General features: G+C 33.9%; 21 protein-coding genes. 9 read left to right on the plus strand and 12 right to left on the minus strand.

Annotation, left to right across the window (positions count from 1 at the left end; translation table 11 throughout):
• Positions 1-154: 154 nt before the first annotated feature.
• The 8 genes from AC1B0Z_RS01970 to AC1B0Z_RS02005 form a co-directional block, all read right to left on the minus strand.
• Positions 155-673 carry a hypothetical protein gene (locus tag AC1B0Z_RS01970; protein ID WP_483793868.1) on the minus strand — a complete coding sequence of 173 codons (519 nt, stop codon included), beginning with the start codon at positions 671-673 and terminating at the stop codon, positions 155-157.
• Between the two features lie 166 nt (positions 674-839).
• Complete coding sequence (locus AC1B0Z_RS01975) at positions 840-1,241, minus strand: hypothetical protein (RefSeq protein ID WP_483793869.1); 402 nt, start codon at positions 1,239-1,241, stop codon at positions 840-842.
• Positions 1,242-1,435: 194 nt separating this feature from the next.
• On the minus strand, positions 1,436-2,110 hold the full coding sequence (locus AC1B0Z_RS01980) for a hypothetical protein (RefSeq protein WP_483793870.1): 675 nt from the start codon (positions 2,108-2,110) through the stop codon (positions 1,436-1,438).
• Between the two features lie 152 nt (positions 2,111-2,262).
• On the minus strand, positions 2,263-2,829 hold the full coding sequence (locus AC1B0Z_RS01985; RefSeq protein ID WP_483793871.1) for a hypothetical protein: 567 nt from the start codon (positions 2,827-2,829) through the stop codon (positions 2,263-2,265).
• Between the two features lie 166 nt (positions 2,830-2,995).
• Positions 2,996-3,904 carry a hypothetical protein gene (locus AC1B0Z_RS01990; RefSeq protein ID WP_483793872.1) on the minus strand — a complete coding sequence of 303 codons (909 nt, stop codon included), beginning with the start codon at positions 3,902-3,904 and terminating at the stop codon, positions 2,996-2,998.
• Between the two features lie 190 nt (positions 3,905-4,094).
• Positions 4,095-4,520 carry a type II toxin-antitoxin system VapC family toxin gene (locus tag AC1B0Z_RS01995; protein WP_483793873.1) on the minus strand — a complete coding sequence of 142 codons (426 nt, stop codon included), beginning with the start codon at positions 4,518-4,520 and terminating at the stop codon, positions 4,095-4,097.
• A complete protein-coding gene (locus AC1B0Z_RS02000) occupies positions 4,520-4,768 on the minus strand; it encodes a DUF6364 family protein (RefSeq protein WP_483793874.1) in 249 nt (82 codons plus the stop codon). Before AC1B0Z_RS02000 ends, AC1B0Z_RS01995 begins: the two co-directional genes overlap by 1 nt.
• A gap of 230 nt (positions 4,769-4,998) precedes the next feature.
• Entirely contained in the window at positions 4,999-5,580 is a 582-nt protein-coding gene (locus tag AC1B0Z_RS02005; RefSeq protein ID WP_483793875.1) for a hypothetical protein, read from the minus strand.
• A 462-nt stretch (positions 5,581-6,042) separates the two neighbouring features.
• Here AC1B0Z_RS02005 and AC1B0Z_RS02010 point away from each other — a divergent pair, with 462 nt between their 5' ends.
• A complete protein-coding gene (locus AC1B0Z_RS02010) occupies positions 6,043-6,447 on the plus strand; it encodes a 3D domain-containing protein (protein ID WP_483793876.1) in 405 nt (134 codons plus the stop codon).
• Position 6,448: 1 nt separating this feature from the next.
• On the opposite strand, the gene AC1B0Z_RS02015 is transcribed toward AC1B0Z_RS02010, so the two are convergent.
• A complete protein-coding gene (locus AC1B0Z_RS02015) occupies positions 6,449-7,006 on the minus strand; it encodes an ExbD/TolR family protein (RefSeq protein WP_483793877.1) in 558 nt (185 codons plus the stop codon).
• Between the two features lie 154 nt (positions 7,007-7,160).
• Entirely contained in the window at positions 7,161-7,292 is a 132-nt protein-coding gene (locus AC1B0Z_RS02020) for a hypothetical protein (protein ID WP_483793878.1), read from the minus strand.
• Positions 7,293-7,819: 527 nt separating this feature from the next.
• On the opposite strand from AC1B0Z_RS02020, the gene AC1B0Z_RS02025 reads away from it, so the two are divergent.
• Positions 7,820-8,494, plus strand: coding sequence for a hypothetical protein (locus AC1B0Z_RS02025; RefSeq protein WP_483793879.1), 675 nt, complete (start codon positions 7,820-7,822; stop codon positions 8,492-8,494).
• A 6-nt stretch (positions 8,495-8,500) separates the two neighbouring features.
• On the opposite strand, the gene mgrA is transcribed toward AC1B0Z_RS02025, so the two are convergent.
• Together mgrA and AC1B0Z_RS02035 are read right to left on the minus strand one after the other, a co-directional pair.
• The gene (gene mgrA / locus AC1B0Z_RS02030; RefSeq protein ID WP_483793880.1) at positions 8,501-9,514 is read right to left on the minus strand and encodes an L-glyceraldehyde 3-phosphate reductase; all 1,014 of its coding nucleotides are present in this window, start codon (positions 9,512-9,514) and stop codon (positions 8,501-8,503) included.
• 99 nt (positions 9,515-9,613) lie between these two features.
• Complete coding sequence (locus AC1B0Z_RS02035) at positions 9,614-11,920, minus strand: S9 family peptidase (RefSeq protein ID WP_483793881.1); 2,307 nt, start codon at positions 11,918-11,920, stop codon at positions 9,614-9,616.
• Between the two features lie 216 nt (positions 11,921-12,136).
• On the opposite strand from AC1B0Z_RS02035, the gene AC1B0Z_RS02040 reads away from it, so the two are divergent.
• The 7 genes from AC1B0Z_RS02040 to AC1B0Z_RS02070 all read left to right on the plus strand — a co-directional run bounded on the left by AC1B0Z_RS02040 (position 12,137) and on the right by AC1B0Z_RS02070 (position 19,996).
• Positions 12,137-13,690, plus strand: coding sequence for a DEAD/DEAH box helicase (locus tag AC1B0Z_RS02040; RefSeq protein WP_483793882.1), 1,554 nt, complete (start codon positions 12,137-12,139; stop codon positions 13,688-13,690).
• A 17-nt stretch (positions 13,691-13,707) separates the two neighbouring features.
• Positions 13,708-14,547: a DMT family transporter gene (locus AC1B0Z_RS02045; RefSeq protein WP_483793883.1), complete on the plus strand. Its 840-nt coding sequence runs from the start codon at positions 13,708-13,710 to the stop codon at positions 14,545-14,547.
• Between the two features lie 289 nt (positions 14,548-14,836).
• Positions 14,837-15,937: a Re/Si-specific NAD(P)(+) transhydrogenase subunit alpha gene (locus tag AC1B0Z_RS02050; protein ID WP_483793884.1), complete on the plus strand. Its 1,101-nt coding sequence runs from the start codon at positions 14,837-14,839 to the stop codon at positions 15,935-15,937.
• Between the two features lie 4 nt (positions 15,938-15,941).
• On the plus strand, positions 15,942-16,250 hold the full coding sequence (locus AC1B0Z_RS02055; protein ID WP_483793885.1) for an NAD(P) transhydrogenase subunit alpha part 2: 309 nt from the start codon (positions 15,942-15,944) through the stop codon (positions 16,248-16,250).
• Positions 16,250-17,629: an NAD(P)(+) transhydrogenase (Re/Si-specific) subunit beta gene (locus AC1B0Z_RS02060; RefSeq protein WP_483793886.1), complete on the plus strand. Its 1,380-nt coding sequence runs from the start codon at positions 16,250-16,252 to the stop codon at positions 17,627-17,629. Before AC1B0Z_RS02055 ends, AC1B0Z_RS02060 begins: the two co-directional genes overlap by 1 nt.
• Positions 17,629-18,681 (plus strand): glycosyltransferase family 9 protein, encoded by a 1,053-nt coding sequence (locus AC1B0Z_RS02065; protein ID WP_483793887.1) that lies wholly within the window; start codon positions 17,629-17,631, stop codon positions 18,679-18,681. The genes AC1B0Z_RS02060 and AC1B0Z_RS02065 overlap by 1 nt, the downstream gene beginning before the upstream one ends.
• 13 nt (positions 18,682-18,694) lie before the next feature.
• Entirely contained in the window at positions 18,695-19,996 is a 1,302-nt protein-coding gene (locus tag AC1B0Z_RS02070; RefSeq protein WP_483793888.1) for an MFS transporter, read from the plus strand.
• Positions 19,997-20,098 lie beyond the last annotated feature (102 nt).

Here is a 20,098-nt window from a genome sequence, read left to right on the forward strand (position 1 = left end):
TCTCTCAAATGTTTTACAACGGTTTGTGTAAGGATAGTTGCGTGATTAAGCAACTAACTTACTAAAAATGGAACGAACCAGAGGAAAATCCGCAGGATTTTCCGAGTAGGCAAGAACCAAGCAATTATTTTTACACTTTGTTAGGCAACGTTTTTTATTTAAATAGTTTCTTAATTCCGTCAAAAAACCCTTTTTTCTTCGGTTGAATCTGCGGTTTGCTATTCCGATTTTGTTCCTCGAACTTTTTTTGTTTTTCCAGTTCTTTTATAAATTCAGGTGTATCAGCTAATAACATTTCTTTCGAGTAAGCGATTTCATCATCTAAATAATAGATTAGAGCATTACTTTTGTCAATCAACGCAACAGAAATAAGTCCGATTGATGCTCCAGCTGCGAAGTCAGCTCCCCAAATAAATGAAACCACAGTGTCTTGGTCAGTCAAATCTTTTAATATAAATTCAGAATCCGCTGTTATTTCATTCGGATTATTGAAGTAGGTTTCGAAAAAGGTTTTCTGTCCGTTTATTCTGCATTTAATTCCGTCAATTCCATAAAAATTTTCAAAATCATCTAGAATTTCAAAGTCATATCCATATCCGCGAATAGTTTGCTCTATTTCCGCTTTGGTTGGTAAATCAGCTTTCTTTAAAAAAGCAGTTTGGGTCATTGACATATGCGTTCTGTTTAAATGTTGCCTAACGGTTTCGTATAACCGTCAGTTACGGGTTAATATGCATTAATTTTTCGGTTTAGCACTGACGTTAGCAATTCCGAGTGGATTCGGACGTAGTCGAATCCGCCGTAATTGCGGTTATACATTGTTGTAAAACGTATTTTTTTCATCCGATGTTATGAATTCGACCTTTAAGTTTACTCCGATTAAATGAACTCACTCTTGTTTGGTCTTGCTTTTTTATAATTCCGTACGTAATAACAGGCACGAGTAAAAATCCGCCTACAACATAAATCACATAATGATTTCGGCTTCCAGAAAATATTGGATTCACAAAAAAGAACATTAATGGTGTTCCGATTAAAAAAATCAGTCCCGCTCCAATTTGAGCAATTTTTGATTCTTTTGTGTATAATTCGTCAACGTGAAATTCCGTTTGTATTCCGCAATTTTTGCAATTCAGAGTTTTGTTTTCTCCATCTTGCATTGCAAATTCAACTCTCGTATTCGCACTTGTCGAATATCCGATTTCAGTTTTACATTTTTTACATTTTCCGTAAACTTTCATTTGTTTTCGCGGTCGGTTGTATATGTTTTACAACGTTGTTGTATAAGATTAGTTGCGTGTTTTAAGTACTAAAGTTAGCAAATAAATCACAGATAGAAAGTCCGCGAGGACTTTCGTAAATAAGCTAAAACCAGCAATTAATTTTATACGGTGTTGGCAACAGGCTTTGTTCAGCTGTTTGTCTTATTCTACTTTTAGTCAAATCCATTTTCAATTAAAATTCTGCCATAAGAGTTCAGTTTGTACTCAAATGTTGCAGGAATTATTTCTCGGCTTCCAGTTTGCTTAAATTTATATTCCTCGTGTTCTCTATTATCTTTAATTGACTGATTTAATAAACCAACTTGATGTAAGGTAGATTTGATGTCATCGTTTATGTTTCTCAAATACTCATTGTTTTTTAATAATTCCAAATCTTCCAAATAACTATTATCAATCATATAAGTCAATCTTTTAAAATTGTCAAAAGTTAATTTACCTAAAATAGTTTTCTTTAATAGTCTACCGATTATTGTTGCTTTATCAACATCATTTAACCTGTTCAGAGTTATAAGCAATTTTTCTCCAGCTTTTTCGGTTTCGTTTTTCGATTCCAATTCCGAAATAAATTTTTCCCTTTTAGCTTGAGGAATGTCTTTTAGTTCAAATAGAAATTTGAGCAGTTTTTTTGTAAAAAAGGATTCTGTAATTTTCTTATATATACTATAACCTTTGAATCCAATTCCGAAAACAGGAATATCTTTAAGAGCTTCTGATTCAATTAGTAAGTCCAAACCAGTTTCCAGAAGTTCAGGTGTCAATTCATTTATTGCACTCGATTTGACTGATTTAAAAATATCAATTTCGTATTTTTTCTTGTCGTCACTCATTTTTTTTAGCTTGTTGCCAACGTTTACGTATAAGAATAGTTGCGGGTTTACGTGCGAGGATTTTCCGCAGGAAAATCAGACGTAGTAAACTTGCAACGACCTTTGGTTAAGCCCAAAATTGAGCGATTATTTTTATACATTGTTGTAACACGTTATTTATTATTCAGCGGAAATGTTAGTCCAACTGCAAATGCTCCAACATACTGTTCAACAGATGGCTGAACATAATAAGTAAAAGCTAAATCAACATTATTATTTTTTCCTAATTCCAGTCCAAGTGAAAAAGGTATATGATAAATAATTCCACTTTTGTCAATATCGTCGAAAGCAGTCACTGTTTCAAATTTTCCAATTGAAGTTCCTATTCCAATTTCAACGTAAGGTGCTACCCAAGGAATTGGTGCACGAACTCTTGCTTTTCCACCAAGCAAAAAGGCTTTTGATTCTGCTTTTTCATCGGTAGGGTTATCATTTAGGTCTTTTCCATTTGAGCTTGTCAAAATGAAACCTGCATAAGGTCTTAAGTCGAACCAAGAAGCTACTTTCAGTACTAATTCTCCTTGTGCAAAAAATCCACTGTCCACGATTTCATCAACACTATTATTCGGTGCACTTAGTCCATATCCAATTTGAGCATTTATCAATTTTTCTTTTACAAACTGTGCTTCAATTAAATTTGAAGTCAGAACAATTATTAATAATATCAGTGTTTTTCTCATAATGTGTTACAACGGTTTTGTGTATGATTTCGTTGCGTGTTTAAGCACTAAATTTAGCAAATAAATCACAGATAGAAAGTCCGCGAGGACTTTCGTAAATAAGCTATAACTAGCAATGAATTATACACGTTGTTGTGCATAGTGCTTTTCGTAAGCTAGCCCAAACTTACATTTCAAAAAACCGAACATAAATATTTCCAGTTTCATTTGCTTTTCTTCTTTTCCGATAAAGCAAGTCAGGTAATTTCACACGTCCCTCTAGAATTGCCATAATATCAGAACCATCCATAATTATTATTGACTTGAAGTCAGAAGAAATTGCTTGTGGTGTTAATCCGTCCATTGTAATTACAAGACCCATTGCTATTTTTAACTTGCTTTCGACTTTGTAAGTAAATGTAGCTAAATCGCTTCTATTCACTTGTTGCTTCCATTTAGCTTCAAGTAAATAGTCAGTATTGTCAAATGTAAATGCTCCATCTATTTGTTCGCCATAATTTTTAAATGAACCTTTTGGGTCTAAATCATACAAAAGAAACAAATCGTTTAAAAAAGGTTCTAATTCAAATCCTCTTTTCTGTTTGTCCTTAATCATTGAGATAGTTGTAAATCTTTGCTTTAAGGAATTTAATTCTTCGTCAAGAGATTTAGATTTAGCTATACGTTTCTCAACTTCTAATTTTCTTTTTCTTGATTCCTCTTGTTCTTGAGTTATTTGAATGTAACCTTTTGTATGTTTTCTTAATTTCTCAACTGCTGATTTTGCTTTCTTTTTCTTTGAACCATCATCGTCCCAAAAATCTAAATGCGAAAAGTCATTAAAATCAGTCACAGCGAGTAGTAAATTCATTAAATCATCACGATATAAATCAGTTCTGCTTGTCATTCTTTCGACAAGTTCTTTGACACTTTCTCTTTTAGTTGCTGTCCAATCAATTGTTCCGACAATAGCGGAATTATTGAGTGTCAATTTTACAAAATCTCTTAAGTTTTCTTTTTTCCAATAAATTACAGATAATGCCTCTTTTAAAGCTAAAATTCCGTGCGCAGATATTTTTTTTGTAGTTCCAATCATAAAAAAGCAAATAATTCTAAATACAAAGGTAACATTTTATGATTTCGGATTTTTTTCAGCATTATGCACAACGGTCTCGTATAAGAATAGTAGCGGATTTTATGTACTTACTTTTCGGTTTGTTACTGTCGTTTCATTTATAAATTTCATCTCGTTTTAGCGATTAAACCGCTATTATTTTTATACAATGTTAGCCACTGGCATTTTTCCCTTTTAAATAAGATTCGGGTGTTAAAATTGCCAATTCACTATGTTTAAAATCTTTTACATTTCGAGTGAGAATTACCTTGATATTTCCATTTTCGACTGCTGAAAAATTCTGTAATGCGTCTTCGAAATCTCTAAAGGTTGAATTTAATGATTTTAGCACTACATTTTTATTCATTTCCGTCACGTCAATTATATTTAAAAGTTGATTTAATTTATCAATAACGACTTCGTGTTTAGCAGTCTTTCTCAATAAATAATAGGTATTAGCTATTATCACAGGTGTTGTAAATCCTTCAATCTTTTTTTCTTTGCATAGATTTAATACTTTGGCGATATAGTTTGAAAAAGGAACTCTGTCAAAGAAGAAATCTAATAAAACGTCTGTATCAAAAAGTACTCTGTCCATTACAAATACTTTTCTTCTAATCGTTTTCCAAGTTCCTTTTTGTAATCAAAGTTTTTAGGCATTTTAAATGCTCCTTTTAGAGATTCTACCATTGGGTTTAATTCGCTTTCAATATTTGAATCCCTATTTGTTAGATGTTTCAAATAATTTTCGATGATATCAGACAAACTACGATTCTTATCCTTAGCGTATTTCTTAGCCCTTTCTATTATATCTTGCTGAATCGTTAAAGTCAATTTTGTGTTCATTCTTTTTCTAATTTATAGCAAAGATAAAAAATAAAATCAAAACACGTATTTTTATTTGTTATTTTACACGTGTTTTTTTGATGCTTGTGGCTAACAACGGTCTAGTGTATGATTTCGTTGCGTGTTTAAGCACTAAAGTTAGCAAATAATCACAGATAGAAAATTCCAGCGGAATTTTCGTAAGTAAGCCTTTACTAGCAATGAATTATACACATTGTTGTAACCAGTTTTTATATAATATCAAAATAGATATCTGAATGATTTATTTTTATCCAATCCATTAGATTCCGAAAGTCACTTTGACATTCATCCATATAAATTTTGTGAAAGAAATCATCAATAAAGTTCGGGAATCTATCACGATATTTTGATTGAACTAAATTATAAATCTGATTCAGTTTTTGCTCATTAGTTTGAGTATATTGAATTTGTCTATGTCCATTTAGTTTCCATTTATCTTTTCGATTTGGTACATTTTTCTCGAAATTTCTTGTTGGGTTATTTCCAATTAATTGAAATATTAATTCCGTTTGGGTAGTTATAAAAGAATTGTCAACTGAATCAAATGTTTTCAAAGCTTTCAATCTTTCCTTTCCTTGAAGAATTATAGAATTCAATAATTCCATATGAGTTTTGTCCGCAATAATAATCGTTTCATTTATAGCTAATGAAAATGTTTCAAGAATTTTCAAGTAATAACGTTTTGTTTTCGCAACTGTTTGTGAATGTTTCACTCTATAGTAATCATTTTGACCATAAAGTGCTTGAATCAAAATCTTAAAAGTTATATCTGTTTTTCTCTTATTTATCATTAAAAATTATTTCAGATTATGATTTTTCTCAAATTGGTTACAACTTGTTTATATACGGAACTTTCTTCTTTATATACCTCCAAATTGGATGGCTATGCGGAAGTTTTGATTGTTTTTATGCCGTATACTTATTCGCATAAAAATACTAAAATCTATCAATTTTACCAATACTTTTCTTACCTATTTTTGTATATTAAGGATATTTAGGAACCCGTGCTAGGGATAGTAATGGCATTCTTTTTAGGCTAAAAGGAAATACTGCACTAAATTTGGTTGGTTATTTTGGAGATTATTACGGCGCTCGCTCTTGGCAATTGGGAGGACGCCTTAAAAAGATATAGCGGAAAGCCTGCCTAACAGTAGGCAGGCTAGACCTACTTGTACTGAGTTTGTTGAACTGTTAGGCGTAACCTGCCTGCAATACCGCAGGTAGGCAGGCGCCCAAAAATAAAATATGTTATTTTGAAACGTTTTTACTTTTTAGCCACTTTATTGATATTTAGCTGTAAAAATAGAGCTGAAACTGTTCCTGATGGCTACAATTGGCATTCCAGAATGGTAACGGCTACGGCATATAATTCATTGGCATATCAAACAGATTCTAATCCAAGTATCACAGCATTTGGGGATAGCTTGCAACCAGGATTAAAATACATTGCGGTGTCTAGAGATTTGCTGGCACTAGGTTTAAAGCATAATACACCTGTAATTATTGAAGGTTTGGAAGGCATTTACTTGGTTAAGGATAAAATGCACTCGCGCTGGAGAAACCGTATTGATGTTTATATGGGTGAGGATGTAAAACGCGCTAAAGAATGGGGCAGAAAGCGCGTTTGTATTGATTATGGTGTATCAATAGATGAATAAATTATCTGGTTTCAGCTTCGGACAGAATGAAAGGGTAAGCGTCTTTTAATTGCTGTAATTCTTCTTTAGATAATTTATCTATCGGACGTTTTAAAACACTTTCACAATAGGTTTTTCTTAATTCGAAATACGCTTGTGTGAGTTCATCTTGAACTTCGATAAACCGTTTGTAATTGGCATTTCTGTCAGATTGCAAAGAGATTACCGCTTTTGATGGATTGTCTGATAATGTCTCTGATTTATCGCCGTTACAATAGGTGCAGCTTCCGTCTCCATTATTGTCAATAAAGTTCTTAGTAAGGCCTTTAACTTCAGAGACCGTAACAATGTCATCATCAACCATTATTTCATTTTTTGAATTAATAGCGATCTTTAAAATATTTCTCTCTGGAATTGGGATATTACAATCTTCACCTGGAGGACACGGTCTTGGTAACTTCCTATTTATACCTTGATCTTTCGGGATTACCGCAGTTACTAGGAAAAAGATTAATAATAAAAATGCGATATCTGCCATAGATCCCGCATTTACTTCTGGCGATGATGATGTTCGTCTCATGATTTTTATGTTTTATACCATAAGAATCTTAAAATAAATTATATTTTCTCTAGATGAAATAGAAACGAATTTTATCATTTATTTTAAGATTTTTGTGGTATTAGTTAATGCTCTTTTAAGACACAAAAACAATACCATAAAAATTCAAAAGCTTTTAACGCATGCTGTGATGTAGGCGTTTCCAAGAGATTTGTTCAGAAGGAAAACTTAAAATTCGCTTGTTTGAATGTAAATTTTCTTCTGTAATGCCTTTAATGTGCTTTGATATATTGATTACTGTTCGCATGATTTTTGATTGATGGTGGGAAAACTGAGACGATTATGATCTATAACGTCTCTTGCTGTTCCATGTGTTAGTTTTTGTTCCACTTAAGGTTTCTGATACTTGGTTTGTGTTTAAAGTTCTCATGTTTTTTCGTTTTTTGATTAATGATTGAATTGATGAAATTATAGATATTACTATCTATAGCGTCTTTTGCTGTTCCATGCATTAGACTTACTACTGTTTAAAGTTTCTGTTAATTGGTTACTGTTTAAAGTTCTCATGTTTTTGTTTTTTAATTGATTATACTGAATAGACGATGCAGAACTATTTTTGTTACAGTACTATGTATAACAAAGTAATAAATTAACAAATTTTAACAGATTTTGAGGTTAAATGAAAGGGAAGAGGTATTGCAAAGACTATTTAGGTATAGTTATTGTTAAATAGTTATAAAATGTGAAGTAATATGGCAATGTAATGAGATATTAAATATCTTTGAAGCATATTTCTAAGCTGTATTACATTGTATTAAAGCTAATTGAGCCCAAATGAGATTTATAGTTACGTGCATACTGGTTTTTGTTTTTACAGCATCTGTAGATGCTCAGATTGATTCTAGAAAAAAATCTGGTGCTATAATTCCTGCTATAGAAGCCCCTAAAGATTCAACGGATAGTAAAAAAATTGCTCCTAAAAAGTTGGATAAGAATGACCAGTTTAGTGGTGTGAAGTCTCCAAGAATAGTAGGAAAACTAGAATTACCTAAAAAAGAGTTTTCAATGTTTCCGCAAGAGGAATTTGGTAACCCAGGAGAATTATACACTAAAAAACTGGATAAGATCGAAAAAAACTTATTACCTGAAGGTCATGGCGAAACAGCTGGCTTAAAAAAAGATGCCTATTGGGGTGATTATAAAACTACCTCAAAATCTATTCGTGTGCTTTACAGGGATTATTCTGCCATTGATGGCGATTTGCTTCGTGTGTATGTAAACGGCGATATCATACAACCTAGAGCTTATTTAACCCAAGGTTTTGGTGGGTTTAAATTAGACTTAAAGGATGGTTTTAATGAAGTTGTATTTCAAGCCATAAATACAGGTTCTTCTGGACCTAATACTGCTGAATATCGCATTTTGGACGAGAATGATAAGAGAATTACCAGCAAAGTTTGGGCACTTGAAGCTGGTATAAAGGTTACTGTTGTTATTGTAAAGGAATAAAGTAGATTACTTTACAATCTCATCAATCATTTTTAGTTCTTCACTTGTAAAACTCAAATTATCCAAAGCTTTTACGTTTTCCTTTAACTGACTTGTAGAACTTGCACCAATTAAAACTGAAGCTACCTGTTTATGTCTCAATATCCAAGCAATTGCCATTTGCGATAATTTTTGTCCACGATTTTCTGCAATCTCATTTAATTTCTTAATCTTCTTCAAATTACTCTGAACCGTTTCAGAATTCAAATAGGTCATGTTTTTTGCTGCACGGGAATCTTTAGGAATACCGCTTAAATACTTATCGGTAAGCATGCCTTGTGCCAACGGGGAAAAGGTGATACAACCTACACCATTATGTTCTAATGTTTCTAAGAGGCCATCTTCAATCCAGCGGTCGAACATAGAATAGCGTGCTTGATGTAAAATAAAAGGGGTGTTTGATGCCTTTAAAAGTTCCGCTGCTTTTTGTGTGTCTTCTGGGTTATAATTTGAAATAGCCACATACAAGGCTTTTCCTTGACGTACAATATCGGTTAGAGCACCCATGGTTTCTTCCAGTGGGGTATCAGGGTCTGGTCTATGGTGATAGAATACATCTACATAATCTAGTCCCATACGTTTTAGGCTTTGGTCTAAGCTTGCTATTAAATACTTACGCGAACCCCAATTTCCATATGGCCCAGGCCACATATCAAAACCAGCTTTACTGGCAATAAAAAGTTCATCTCTGTAAGATTTAAAATCTTTCTTAAGAATGGTTCCAAAATTTTCTTCAGCAGAACCGTATGGTGGTCCATAATTATTTGCTAGATCAAAATGAGTAATGCCTAAATCGAATGCACATCTCAACACCTCTCTAGCGTTTTGTACGTTATCTACAAAACCAAAATTATGCCATAAACCTAGAGAAATGGCTGGTAAAAGCACACCGCTATTGCCAGTTCTGTTATAAGTAATTGTATCATATCGTTTTACAGAAGCTAAATATTCTGTAGCACCAGATTTATCGTTGATTTGCATATTTCAATATTTTTTGAAGAATTCAAATTTAACACTTATTGCAGCATAAAAAAAGCCATTTGAATTACAAATGGCTTTAGTATCTATCAGTTATTAAAATTACCCTTTAATAGGTTGCTTAATTTTTGGTTTTAGGTGCTTCGCATAAAAGCCCATCATTGCCTCATAAAGTGCAATACTGTTTTCTTCTTTGGCAAAACCATGACCTTCATCGTATTTCACCATATAGGGTACATCAACCCCTTTAGCTCTTAATGCAGATACTATTTGATCTGATTCATTAATATTTACTCTTGGGTCGTTCGCACCTTGTACTACAAACAATGGTTTTTTAATCTTATCAATATGGTTTACAGGAGACACCTCTTCCATAATGGCTTTTTCCTTAGGCACATCTGGGTCATACCAAATTTCCTTTACAATTTTTAAATAAGGTTTCCAATATTCTGGCATGCTATCCATAAAGGTAAATAAGTTTGACACACCAACGTAGTCAACACCACAAGCATATAAGTCTGGTGTTTTGGTTAGGCCGCGTAATACAGCATAACCTCCATGGCTTCCGCCATAAATCGCAGCATTATCTTTATCAACCCAACCTTGATCAATTGCATATTGCAATCCATCTTCAACATCATCCATTGCTTTTCTGCCAATTTGCTTAAAGCCAGATTCTAAAAACGCTCTCCCATACCCTCCAGATATTCTAAAGTTTACCTGTAATGTGGCATATCCGCGGCTAGCAAACAATTGCGCTTCAGGGTTAAAACCCCAAGAATCCCTTATGCCTTGTGGCCCACCATGTACATTTACAATAACTGGTACTTTTTCGCCATTTAAAGCAGCTTCCGGCAATGTAATATAACCATGGATGGTTTTTCCATCTCTACTTTTGAAGGTGATTGGGCGCATTTCTGCCATATCGTTTTCAACAAGATTTGGCATTAGATTATAAAGTAACTTGAATTCTTCAGTTTTGGCATCATATGAATAGTATGTTCCGTATAGCTTATCACTTTGAATAAAAATAAGATACTTACTTTCGTCATCCGTAGCATCAGTGATAGAATAGTTGTAGCCAGAGAACTTATCTGTAATTTTTTTATGCAGCTTTTTATAGTATTTACTAACTGGCACAATAATTTGCTTTTCCCCTTCGTAGTAAAAATAGTCTAATTCATAGCCTCTTTTCCTTGATAAACCTAAACCAGAAACATCATAATTGTCATTTGAAAATAACTTTTCAATAACTTTATCTTCCTTCAGATCGTACAAATATACTTGTGCTTTATCACTTTCTAGATTAGAAATTACATAGGCATCATGAGGATAATCTGTAGCATAGTTGAAAGATGATATGCTAAAAGTGTCTTTCCAACTTAATTCTTTTTTCAAGTCATAATTTTCGCCATCTTCTGTATAATACATATCAACATGTACACCATCACGAAGTTTAGCAAAACCTCTCAAATTTCCATTTTTATCAAACTCATAACCGTTTATTGGATTAGCGGCGTCCTCGTTTTTATACAGTTGCTTTAAATCCCCTGTTACTATATTGATTTTATAGGGTTCAAATATTTGAGGGTTGTTTTTGTTCATAGAAATAATCATGTGGTTTTTATCTTCTTTTAAACCATTTAGAATATTCACTTTTACCCCATCAAAAGGAGTTAATTCCTTTTGGTTATTGCCATCAATATCTACTGCAAACAAGTGGTAATCTTCATTTCCACCTTTGTCCATTACGTAAATTAATCTATTATCATTTGCCCAACCATAACCTCTTATTAGCTCTTCCTTTTCCTCAATAACTCGCGTTACTTCATCAGTTCCAGTATTTTTTACGTACACGTGGTTTTTGGCATTCTCATCTTTTTCTCTATAAGATAGGTATGTTCCATTTGGTGAAAACTGGAAAGATCTGGCCTTTGGTCTCGCAAAATAATCCGCCACAGAATATTTATAATTGGTAGGATTCCAATTAGCTAATTTTTTTAGGTCGTCATCAGAAGTTGGTAAATCTGTATTTCCTGGAAGTGTCTTTTCTGTCTTTTCCAAGTTTAAAGGAAATTCCATACCGCCTTGATGGAATGTGCCATTTAAGGCATTGTCTTTAAGCGTAGCAACGTATTTTATACCTGCCTGATTAAATTTAATGGTTAAGGTATTGTCTACAAATGTTGTTACATCCATTGGGATGCCTGTTGCGCCTTGAGACGGGCTATCCATAGTTGAAGAAAGGTTCCCTTCCTCAGTTTTAATATCGAAAATTAAAGGCATCTCCATACCTTGAACAGATAGCGTGCCTTTCCAAGACCCTTCAATATCTTGGGCATTTGCTTGAATTGTCATACCCAAAAATAAAAAAAGAGCACCACTTAATTTTAAAATAGAAGTTTTCATTACTAATAATAAGTTTTTAAATAGTTAACCAATAATTCTTTGTGATACGTCATTAGAATAAAAGTAGGCTTAATTGTTACACTTTTTTTTCAGTTTTGATTTTTTTTAACATTTAGGACTGAAATTATTATCAACAATTGGTTGAATAACTTTAAAAAAAACCGCTTTAATAAACCCAATAAAGGTGTTACTTTTGCATTTTACCAAACTACACGTATGTCAATTTCGAAAACTGAACTGCTAGAAAGGAAAACCGGAAAAGAGTTATACAGCTATCAAAAAGGTGCCATAGACAAGATTTTTACGGCATTTGAAGAATCTCCGTCAGATTATCATTTATTATATCAGTTGCCCACGGGAGGTGGGAAAACGGTTATTTTCTCTGAAATTGTGCGTCAATATTTAAACACCAAAAAGAAAAAGGTATTGGTGATGACGCATCGCATTGAATTGTGCAAGCAAACCTCTAACATGCTTACGGAATTTGGTGTGGTAAATAAAGTAGTTGACAGTAAAGCAGATTTAAGCGATCAGTCAGAATATAGTTGTTTCGTTGCCATGGTTGAAACCTTAAATAACCGCTTGAATGATGGTAAATTAGATATTTCTGATATTGGTTTGGTAATTATTGATGAGGCACATTACAACTCATTTACCAAATTATTTAAATTCTTTAGTCAATCCTTTGTTCTTGGTGTTACAGCTACACCGTTAAGTAGTAGTATGGAATTGCCTATGACTGATAATTATGATGAACTTATTGTTGGAGAATCTATAGAATCTTTAATAAAACGAGGGTTTTTAGCGCGAGCAGAAATGTTTAGCTACAACGTTGGTTTAACCAGCTTGGTTGTTGGAGCGAATGGAGATTACACGGTAAAATCTTCGGAGGATTTGTATACCGATGATAATATGCTTTCCAAATTGTTACGCGCTTATGAAGAACGCTCAAAAGGGAAAAAGACCTTGATTTTCAACAATGGGATCAATACATCACTTCATGTTTACGATACGTTTAGAAGAGCAGGGTATCCAGTGGCGCATTTAGATAATACCAATACCAAAAAAGAGCGCGCCATGATATTAAAATGGTTTAAAAAAACACCTGATGCCATTTTAACATCGGTAAGTATTTTAACCACAGGTTTTGATGAACCTACCGTAGAAAGTATCATATTGAATCGTGCTACTAAGTCTTTAACACTTTACTATCAAATGATTGGTAGAGGTTCTCGTGTTTTAGAAAACAAAGACACTTTTCAAGTTATCGATTTAGGGAATAATTTCCACAGATTTGGGCCTTGGGGCGATAATTTGGATTGGCAGCGTATTTTTAAATCGCCAAATTATTATTTGGATTCTTTATTGAGTGACGAGGAATTAGAAAGTAATTTCAGGTATGAAATGCCAGATGACTTGCGGGCAGAATTTGGAAATTCTGAAGAGGTGCACTTTGATATTCAAAAAACATATGTAGATGCAGTAAGAGCAGGAGAGTCTACAAAAGTAGTACTAGAACGTTCTATAGCGCAGCATGCTAAGATTTGCATCGAGAATAGTGAGGATGTTTATGATGCCATTGCTTTAGCAAAAAAATTGGGCGATGATATAGATTTCAGGATTAAGCGCTATACCAAATGTATCAGTAAGAGTACTCATAATTTTGTGGAATGGCTTCGAGGTGATTACCGCAAAAAACTAAATTCCTATCTAAGAGTGAACTTTGACGAGGTTTTTGAGGAAATTCATGGATATGCACCTAAAGAATAATATTTTATCACAATTTATTGGAGCTTAAAAAAGCGATAACATTCATGATTATTAGCACGCTATCTTTTGCGTGTATGAATGGTATTGTAAAGCACCTAGAAAACATGAGTGCCTTTCAAATTGTATTTTTTAGAGCCTTCAGTTGTCTGTTTTTCACGTTTACGTTTCTATTTAAAAATAAGATACCGCTATTAGGGAAAAAACGAGGATTGCTGGTGCTAAGAGGCATTGTAGGCGTTACTTCTATGGCGCTGTTCTTCATGTCCACAAAATATTTACCAATTGGCACAGCCGTTTCTTTACGCTATATGGCGCCTATATTTGCAGGTATTTTTGCTGTTTTTTTATTAAAAGAACGCATTAAACCTATCCAATGGTTGTTTTTTGCAATTGCGTTTTCAGGTGTTATTGTTTTAAAAGGGCTTGATACCTCACTAAGTGCTTATGGTTTAATACTTATTTTTATTTCCGCGATTTTTAGCGGTTTGGTTTATGTTGTTATAAGCAAAATAGGGAAGAGTGAACATCCTGTTGTTATCGTTAATTATTTTATGGTAATAGCAACAATTGTTGGTGGTATTTTATCGATTAATAATTGGGTAATGCCTCAAGGAAAGGATTGGTTTCTGGTATTTGGCTTAGGTTGTTTTGGATATTTTGGACAAGTGTATATGACGAAAGCATTTCAAATTGTAAAAACAAATCAAATTGCACCTTTTAAATATTTAGAGGTGATATTTACATTATTGTTAGGTGTGACACTCTTTAGCGAAGTGTATTCGTTTTGGAGTTTATTAGGAATAGCTTTAATTATTACAGGACTGCTACTAAATGTAACTTACAAACCAAAAATCTAAATAAAATAATAGTTTCTAAACGCGTCTATTTTTATTTTATAATCTTTTCTGAAAATATCTAAAATGAGCAGTTTTTACATAATTATTAAAAGCTTTTCAATGTAAAATGGGTAATTCTAAACTATTCGTAAAAGTTTTTTTTCAAGATGTATCCTAGCACCTTTTGGTTATATTTGTTTCTTAATTTTTTGTTAAAACAAATGTAACTCCGTTTGAAATTCGATTCATAATTAGATAGTTTCATTTTATTTAATAAATTATAAAAACTATAAACAAACTAACCACCAAAATGAAAATTGGTATTCTAAAAGAAACCCAGAAAGGCGAAAACCGGGTTTCACTATCTCCTAATATTACAAAACAATTAATAGAAAAGGGCTTTGAGGTGATTATTGAAGAATCAGCAGGGGCAAACTCTTCTTATAAAGATTCAGACTTCAAAGAAGCTGGTGCTTCTATAGAAAAGCGAGGTGTTGTTTTTAAAGAGGCCGATGTACTCGTTAAGATTAATCCGTTTGATGATGAGGATTTAAAATTAATTGATGAGAAGCATATTTTGATAAGTCAGTTATATCACAAATCAAATCCAGAATTAATAGCAGCGATAGCTAAAAAAGGTGCAACAGCATTCTCTATGGATGCGATGCCGAGGATATCGAGGGCTCAAGATATGGATGTACTAAGTTCACAAAATAACTTAGCGGGCTATAAAGCAGTAATTTTAGGTGCTTATGAAATGACCAAGATTTTTCCGTTGATGATGACTGCTGCGGGAACCATAACCCCATCAAAAGTGTTAATATTTGGTGTAGGTGTTGCTGGATTACAAGCTATAGCTACTGCTAAACGACTAGGAGCAGTGGTTGAGGCCACTGATATTAGAAGTGAAACTAAGGAACAGGCAGAGTCTCTAGGAGCAAAATTTATTTCTGTAGATAATGAGGGCGAAACCTCCGAAGGCGGGTATGCGAAAGAAGCCTCAGAGGATTATATGAATAAACAAAAAGAAGCTGTAAATAAATCCTTGTTTCAGGCCGATTTGGTAATAACAACCGCTAATATCCCAGGAAGAAAGGCACCTACATTAATTACAAAAGAGCAGGTAGCGCACATGAAAAATGGTGCCGTAATTATTGATTTGGCTGCTGCACAAGGTGGTAATTGCGAATTAAGTAAGCTAAACGAAAAAGTACTGGTAAATGGTGTAAAGATAATAGGGACGACTATTGCGCCAGAAAGTGTGTCTACAAACGCTAGTGAGCTGTTTGCCAAAAACATCTACAATTTTCTTGTGCACTTAACCCAGGAGGCAGATTTTAAGTGGGATTTAGATGAAGAAATAACAAATGATACTCTAATTGTAAAAAACGGAGCCATCCGAAACAGATAAAATTATGAACGAATTCATTCAATTTATTAGCGATAATCTACAGATTGTTTATATACTTATTTTAGCCATTTTTGTTGGAGTTGAAGTTATAAAAAGTATTCCTGCAGTGTTGCATACACCATTAATGTCTGGAGCTAATGCATTAAGTGGTGTTGTAATTGTGGGAGCTATTCTAGTGATGCTACATTCTGATCCTGAGAATTATTTGGCATTAACCTTAGGTTTTATAGCTGTTGTGCTTGGAATAATAAACGTTGTTGGTGGTTTTGCCGTTACCAACAGAATGTTACAAATGTTTAAAAGGAGAAAGTAATGAGTGTTTTATTAAGCGTAATTTATTTAATAGCGACGGTAACGTTTGTTGTAGGTTTAAAACGGCTTGGACATCCGGATACAGCCAAAAGTGGTAATATGATAGCCGCTGTGGGGATGGTGCTTGCTATTTTAGGAACCATATTTATTCATGATTTAAAGGTAGCTCCAATTATTTATATTCTTATTGGTGTAGCCATAGCTTTAGGCTCTATTATAGGATATTTAATTGCGATAAAAGTGGAGATGACGAAAATGCCAGAACTTGTATCCTTATTTAATGGTTTTGGTGGTGCAAGTGCAGCATTGATTGGTTTGGTAGAGTTTAGTAAAAATGTTGAAGATTCGCTTCAAGCTATTACTATAGTTTCGGGTATTATTATTGGTGCCGTTACCTTTTCTGGGAGTTTAATAGCTTGGGGAAAACTTAATGGTTCTCTAAAAAGTGTTGTAAAAATTCCACAGTATAATATTGTAAATAATATTTTCTTTTTAGGCATTATTGCTTTAGCTGTATTCATGATTGCTTCGGGTAATCATAGTTCTTTATACACTTACGGTGTTTTAGCTGGCGGCTTGGTTTATGGTATCCTATTTGTTTTGCCAATTGGTGGGGCAGATATGCCTGTTGTAATTTCATTGTTAAACTCCCTTACGGGTATAGCAGCAGCTATTACAGGAATTTTATACGATAATATGGTGATGCTTGTTGGTGGTATTTTGGTAGGGTCTGCTGGAATAATACTAACAGTGGCCATGTGCAAAGCGATGAATAGAACATTGGCTTCTGTAATATTTGGTGCCTTTGGAGGTGAAGATGCCGTTGAGAGCGGAAGCAAAACTCAAGGCACTATTAAAAAGACAACCGCTAGTGACGCTGCGATAATGATGAATTATGCTACTAATGTCATCATTGTTCCAGGCTATGGATTGGCCGTGGCACAGGCACAACATGTTATTCATGAGCTAGAGGAGATATTAACTGGAAAAGGCGTTAATGTAAAATATGCTGTACATCCAGTGGCAGGAAGAATGCCTGGGCATATGAATGTTTTATTGGCTGAATCTAATGTAGATTATGATTTGTTGGTAGAAATGGAAGATATTAACCCACAATTTACAAATACTGACGTTGTTTTGGTAGTGGGCGCAAATGATGTAGTGAATCCAGCAGCACATAATGATCCTTCCAGTCCTATTTACGGAATGCCTATCTTAGACGTGGAAAACGCTAAGCATATTGTGGTTAACAAACGTAGTATGAATGCAGGTTATGCAGGTATTCAAAACGAATTGTTTTTTAATTCTAAAACATCAATGTTGTTTGGTGATGCTAAAGCGGCACTTACGGAATTAGTCAGCGAACTTAAAAATATGTAATGGGTTTTAAAGGTTGGATTAACCAAAAGCGTCGCATGATCATGGGCGCTATTACCAAAGGTGTGGGGAGTTCTTATTCAGAGCCTTCGCCTGAGGAGGCAAAACATATTCAAATAAAAAAGATACTGATTATTAGGCCAAATCATCGGTTGGGCAATCAGTTACTTACCACGCCCTTGGTACAAGAGGTGGAAAACACCTTCCCAGATAGTAAGATAGATTTGTTTGCAAAAGGAGGGGTGGCCTTTGCCGTTTTTGAAAATTATAGTTCCATTGATAAAATTTACCAGTTACCAAGAAAGCCCTTTAGTAATTTATTTAAGTACGCTATGTGCTGGGGTTCAATCAAAAGAAAAAAATACGACTTGGTAATAAACGGTGATAAAGACTCTTCTTCAGGCAGATTGCTGACTAATTTAGCAAAAGCACCACTAAAGGTTTTTGGCGACGTGCATGAGGACATTCAAAATTCATATAACGACTATTTACATATTTCTAAATACCCAGTTTACAATCTGAGACGCTATCTTTCAAAATTAGGATACCCCGAGAATAATAATGCACTTCCGGTGTTAAACTTAAAGCTGTCAAAAGAAGAGCTTGATGTTGGTAAACAGATTTTAGATAAATTAAATAATAATGAAAAACCTACTATTTGTATTTACACCAATGCCACAGGAAATAAATGCTATTCTGAAGAATGGTGGGAATCATTTTATTCAAAATTAAAAGAAAACTTTGCTGAAACATATAACATTATAGAAATGTTGCCCATTGAAAACATTTCAAAAATAAATTTTAAAGCGCCCAATGTTTACAGCAAAGATATTCGTGAAATGGGAGGTATTATTGCTAATACTTCAATTTTTGTAGCCGCAGATAATGGCGTGATGCATTTGGCAAGTGCTGCTTTAACGCCAACAATAGGTCTGTTTTCAAGAGACAATCAAGCTATCTATGGGCCTTACGGTAATGGTGGTGTGGCACTTCATACTAAAGTAAAGTCTCAAGAGGACTGCATTGAGGAAATTCGCAACATTCTTTCAGAATAAAAGAAAAGAACCTGTGAAAAACCCAAATAGATTCTCCGTTATTAACCCTAAAAAAGCACCATTTTTTTATGGTTATGTAGTTCTGTTCTTTGGTAGCATAGGTGTATTGGCCAGCATTCCAGGACAAACCGTAGGTGTGTCTTTATTTACTGATCCTGTTAAAGACGCGTTGGGGCTTTCCCGAAACCAGTTTAGTAATGCCTATATGTTTGGAACGCTTTTAAGTGCTTTTTTTGTGGCTAGGGCAGGGGTGCTATTTGATAGGTTTGGGGCGCGCTACGTGGCTTTTTTTTCGGCATTCTTTTTAGGGGTTTCGTTATTGCTGTGTTCACAGTCTGCTGCGATTAGCCTGAGTATAAAAAGCCTCTTCGATAACGACTCTTGGATTATCCCTTTTGTCCTCATCACCTTTTTGTTTTTTTTAATACGATTTTTTGGCCAAGGTGTACTCACCATGTCATCCCGCAATATGATTATGATGTGGTTTGATAAAAACAGAGGTAAAATAAATGCTATCAGTAGTATTACAGTCTCATTAGGTTTTTCAAGCGCACCACTATTTATAAACTATCTTATTGATGGTCATGGTTGGGAGGTGTCGTGGCAAATATTGGCTGTCTGTCTTTTTATCTTTAGTATTTGTATCATTCAGTTTTATAGAAATAATCCAGAAGACTTTGGTTTTATCCCAGATGGAGTGTCTAAAAAGCGTAAAGTTTCAAATAAAAATAATATTGAAAAACACTTCACTTTAAAAGAAGCTAAACAAACTCGTGCATTTTGGATGATTGCCCTTGCATTGGCTTTCAATAGCTTTTTCGTTACGGGTTTTACCTTTCATGTCATTTCAATTTTCGAAAGTCAAGACTATTCTAGAACTCAAGCTATAGCGGTGTTTTTGCCAATTTCAGTAATTGCTGTGATTATTTCAACCTTAGGCAATGTTTTAAGTGATTACGTACAGCATAAAATATATTTATACATCATGTTTTTTTCTGGTATTTTAGTGTCCGTAGGCTTGTATTTCTTGAGTTATAATATTGGTGTATATGCTTTAGTTTTAGGTTTAGGTGTATATGGTGGATTGTTTGCGGTGGTTAACGCTGTAACATGGCCAAGGTATTTTGGTAGAAAGCATTTGGGTGCAATTACAGGAAAGGCAATGAGTTTTTTAGTGATCGCAAGTGCTATTGCCCCAAGTTTATTTAGCTACTGTTATACAGCACTTGGCAACTATGGCAACGTTGGTTATCTCACGGGAGGTTTTTTGTTGTTTTTGATGCTTGCATCCACTAAAGTTAAGAATCCGCAGTAAAACGACATTCCTTTTGTATAACTTATGAGCGTTACAAGTTATGGCTTAAATTAACATTTGTTAATATTTGTCGTTTAATTGGTTAATTTAAAACATCTTTCG

The sequence above is a fragment of the Hyunsoonleella sp. J2K-J805 genome (assembly GCF_057167125.1).

Bases quoted from the DNA above. Each gene is read 5' to 3' on its own strand.
- AC1B0Z_RS01970 (WP_483793868.1), bottom strand. From the start codon at position 673: ATGTCAATGACCCAAACTGCTTTTTTAAAGAAAGCTGATTTACCAACC.
- AC1B0Z_RS01975 (WP_483793869.1), bottom strand. From the start codon at position 1,241: ATGAAAGTTTACGGAAAATGTAAAAAATGTAAAACTGAAATCGGATAT.
- AC1B0Z_RS01980 (WP_483793870.1), bottom strand. From the start codon at position 2,110: ATGAGTGACGACAAGAAAAAATACGAAATTGATATTTTTAAATCAGTC.
- AC1B0Z_RS01985 (WP_483793871.1), bottom strand. From the start codon at position 2,829: ATGAGAAAAACACTGATATTATTAATAATTGTTCTGACTTCAAATTTA.
- AC1B0Z_RS01990 (WP_483793872.1), bottom strand. From the start codon at position 3,904: ATGATTGGAACTACAAAAAAAATATCTGCGCACGGAATTTTAGCTTTA.
- AC1B0Z_RS01995 (WP_483793873.1), bottom strand. From the start codon at position 4,520: ATGGACAGAGTACTTTTTGATACAGACGTTTTATTAGATTTCTTCTTT.
- AC1B0Z_RS02000 (WP_483793874.1), bottom strand. From the start codon at position 4,768: ATGAACACAAAATTGACTTTAACGATTCAGCAAGATATAATAGAAAGG.
- AC1B0Z_RS02005 (WP_483793875.1), bottom strand. From the start codon at position 5,580: ATGATAAATAAGAGAAAAACAGATATAACTTTTAAGATTTTGATTCAA.
- AC1B0Z_RS02015 (WP_483793877.1), bottom strand. From the start codon at position 7,006: ATGAGACGAACATCATCATCGCCAGAAGTAAATGCGGGATCTATGGCA.
- AC1B0Z_RS02020 (WP_483793878.1), bottom strand. From the start codon at position 7,292: ATGCGAACAGTAATCAATATATCAAAGCACATTAAAGGCATTACAGAA.
- AC1B0Z_RS02025 (WP_483793879.1), top strand. From the start codon at position 7,820: ATGAGATTTATAGTTACGTGCATACTGGTTTTTGTTTTTACAGCATCT.
- mgrA (WP_483793880.1), bottom strand. From the start codon at position 9,514: ATGCAAATCAACGATAAATCTGGTGCTACAGAATATTTAGCTTCTGTA.
- AC1B0Z_RS02035 (WP_483793881.1), bottom strand. From the start codon at position 11,920: ATGAAAACTTCTATTTTAAAATTAAGTGGTGCTCTTTTTTTATTTTTG.
- AC1B0Z_RS02040 (WP_483793882.1), top strand. From the start codon at position 12,137: ATGTCAATTTCGAAAACTGAACTGCTAGAAAGGAAAACCGGAAAAGAG.
- AC1B0Z_RS02050 (WP_483793884.1), top strand. From the start codon at position 14,837: ATGAAAATTGGTATTCTAAAAGAAACCCAGAAAGGCGAAAACCGGGTT.
- AC1B0Z_RS02055 (WP_483793885.1), top strand. From the start codon at position 15,942: ATGAACGAATTCATTCAATTTATTAGCGATAATCTACAGATTGTTTAT.
- AC1B0Z_RS02060 (WP_483793886.1), top strand. From the start codon at position 16,250: ATGAGTGTTTTATTAAGCGTAATTTATTTAATAGCGACGGTAACGTTT.
- AC1B0Z_RS02065 (WP_483793887.1), top strand. From the start codon at position 17,629: ATGGGTTTTAAAGGTTGGATTAACCAAAAGCGTCGCATGATCATGGGC.